Here is a 2,762-nt window from a genome sequence, read left to right as displayed (position 1 = left end):
GGGCGTCCGTGGGCTTGGGGGCTGTCTGCGGGGTCGACGGCAGGGCAGCGGCTTCAGGCTCTTCGGCGGCGGCTGGTGCGGAGAATCCCAGGCAAAGTGACAGGGAAAGCACGGACAGCGGTCGACGCAGCGTCATCGAGACACCTTCTCGGGGAGTGACGTGGGGGTGCGGAGTACAGCGGGGTCCTGCTCATCCGCGTAGCGCCGGCTGACATAGAAGCCGAAGGCCGCCGCGGTGAAGTACATGATGAGGCTGTAGATGGCCGGGGGAATGGCCATGGTCGAGTTCGCCAGCAGTGTCGGGCTGAGCGCGATGGCAATCGCAAGCATTCCGTTGTGAATGCCAATCTCCATGCCAATGGCAACCGCTTGCCGCCGGGGCAGGCGCAGCAGGATGGGTACAAAGTAGCCCACCGCGAGGCTCACCAGGTTGAAGGCCAGCGCCGCCGGGCCCACCTGGCGGAAGAAGCTCAGCGCATTCGCGCGCTCCGTGTACACGGACGCGGCAATCACCGCGACGAGGAAGAGGGTGGACAGGATGCGAATGGGCTTGTCCATGCGCTGCGCCACGGCCGCGCTGCGCGAGCGGATGAACATGCCCAGGCTCACCGGCCCCAGTACGATGAGCACCACCTGCACGATCTTCGCGAACTGCATGGGGACCGCGCGGCCCTCGTCCATGAAGTGCGCCAGCGACAGGTTGATGATGAGCGGCAGCGTGACGAGCGACAGCGCGCTGTTCACCGCCGTCAGCGTGATGTTGAGCGCCACGTCACCGCGGGCCAGGTGGCTGAAGAGGTTCGCCGTCGCGCCGCCAGGGGAGGCCGCCAGCAGCATCAATCCCACCGCCAGCTCCGGCGGCAGACGGAAGGCGTGGGCGATGAGCAGGCACGCCACCGGCAACACCAACATCTGGCAGCCGAGGCCCACCAGGATGGCGCGCGGATAGACAATGACCCGCTTGAAGTCCGCCAGCGTCAGCGTCAGGCCAAGCCCGAGCATGATGACGGCCAGCGCCAGCGGCATGAGTACCGCCGTGAAGACATTCGACTGCATTCGCCCCCCGGATGGAGTGTCCAGCGTTGAGCATTAGCGTCGCGCAAGAGTGCGGGGCGCTTCAAGCGTCTCCGCTCTCAAAGGTTGCTAAAAGTGGAGGCTACCCATGACGCCGTATGTCATTGATGCACTGCGGCGCTGCGCATGAGCCGTCTATTCTCATCGTGAACCGACACGGCTTCGCGGTCGGGCGGGACCCGGCAAGGGACCATGGATGGGGCGCCGCTTCCCGAGACACCGGTGCCCCGGTCGATTACGACAGGGGCCATGAGCCGAGTCCTGGATGAGCTGTTGTCGCTCCTTAAACTGGAGAAAATCGAGGAAAATCTGTTTCGTGGCCGGAGTCAAGACCTGGGGTTCCGCCAGCTCTTCGGCGGCCAGGTGCTGGGGCAGGCGCTGTCCGCGGGCAGCCAGACGGTGCCCGCCGGCCGCCATGTCCACTCCCTGCACGGCTACTTCCTGCGCCCGGGCGACGCGACGCTTCCAGTCGTCTACACGGTGGACCGGGTGCGGGACGGCGGCAGCATCACCACGCGCCGCGTCGTGGCCGTGCAGAAGGGCGAGCCCATCCTGACGATGATCGCCTCCTTCCACGGGGACGAAGAGGGCTTTGCCCACCAGGCGCCCATGCCGGAGGTGCCAGGCCCGGAGGCGCTGGCCTCGGAGCAGGAGCTGCTGAGCCGCTTGTCTGCCCGCATCCCGGAAGCCCTGCGGGAGAAGTTCCTGGGGGAGAAGCCGATTGAGATCCGGCCTGTGGCGCCGGTGGATCCGTTCAACCCGGAGGCGAAGGCGCCCATCAAGCACGTGTGGTTTCGCGCCAACGGCGACCTGCCGGAGGATCCCCAGGTGCACCGGTACGTGCTGGCCTACGCGTCCGACTTCAACCTCATCAGCACCGCGCTCCTGCCCCACGCGGCCAGCTTCTTCCAGCCCCGCATCCTGGGCGCCAGCCTGGACCATGCCCTGTGGTTCCACGGAGACCTGAAGGTGAGCGACTGGCTGCTGTACTCCATGGACAGCCCGTGGGCGGGCAACGCGCGCGGCCTGTCGCGTGGCAGCGTCTACACGCGTGACGGCCGGCTGGTGGCCTCGGTGGCCCAGGAAGGGCTGCTGCGCATCCGCAAGTCCAAGGCCTGAGAAACGGGGATGACACCCCACACCGGCGTGTGGGGTCGAACCCCTCGCCGCGCCCTCGGGAATCCACGAGGGCTGCAACTCCCCGGAATTCCTAGTGCTTTCAGGAGTGGCACCCTCGTTGCTGAAGTTGCCCCGGTTCCGCAGAGCGTTCCGCGCTTGCGCCCTCAAGCAGCAGCGCGGTGCTTCTTCTCGTAACCAGCGGGTGACTCGTAGTCGAGCGCGGAGTGGCGCCGGAGCGGATTGTACCAGCCCTCGATGAAGCGGAAGACGGCCATCCGCGCCTCGGCGTGAGACGTGAAGCGGCGGCGTGCGAGCAGTTCGCACTCGAGCGTGGCGAAGAAGCTTTCACACATCGCGTTGTCGTACGCGTCGCCGACGCTGCCCATGGATGGGCGCACGCCGACTTCCTTGCACCGAAGCCCGAAGCCAATCGAGGTGTACTGGGTGGATTCAACGGGTCGTCGCAACACTCGACGTTGAGGAGTTGCGATGGGGAACAACAAGAGTCGACGGGCTGACCGTGCTGGACGCCCGCCTATGTCGTCGCCTGGGCGTCCGCCGGTGGGAAG

General features: G+C 66.5%; 2 protein-coding genes and 1 pseudogene. 1 reads left to right on the top strand and 2 read right to left on the bottom strand.

What is annotated here, in order from left to right; translation table 11 throughout:
* Positions 1-132 precede the first annotated feature (132 nt).
* Positions 133-1,056 (bottom strand): bile acid:sodium symporter family protein, encoded by a 924-nt coding sequence (locus tag FMP39_RS37030; RefSeq protein WP_141594671.1) that lies wholly within the window; start codon positions 1,054-1,056, stop codon positions 133-135.
* 267 nt (positions 1,057-1,323) lie between these two features.
* Here FMP39_RS37030 and tesB point away from each other — a divergent pair, with 267 nt between their 5' ends.
* Positions 1,324-2,193, top strand: coding sequence for an acyl-CoA thioesterase II (gene tesB, locus FMP39_RS37025; protein WP_141594669.1), 870 nt, complete (start codon positions 1,324-1,326; stop codon positions 2,191-2,193).
* A gap of 164 nt (positions 2,194-2,357) precedes the next feature.
* On the opposite strand, the pseudogene FMP39_RS37020 reads toward tesB, so the two are convergent.
* A pseudogene (locus FMP39_RS37020) lies at positions 2,358-2,639 on the bottom strand (transposase); the annotation flags it as partial.
* Between the last annotated feature and the right edge of the window lie 123 nt (positions 2,640-2,762).

Source organism: Myxococcus sp. AB056 (assembly GCF_006547365.1).
GTDB lineage: Bacteria > Myxococcota > Myxococcia > Myxococcales > Myxococcaceae > Myxococcus > Myxococcus virescens.
This window is presented reverse-complemented; position numbering and strand designations above follow the sequence as displayed.

What these genes read in the sequence shown, in the direction of transcription:
- FMP39_RS37030 (WP_141594671.1), bottom strand. Translation starts at nt 1,056, where the DNA reads ATGCAGTCGAATGTCTTCACGGCGGTACTCATGCCGCTGGCGCTGGCC.
- tesB (WP_141594669.1), top strand. Translation starts at nt 1,324, where the DNA reads ATGAGCCGAGTCCTGGATGAGCTGTTGTCGCTCCTTAAACTGGAGAAA.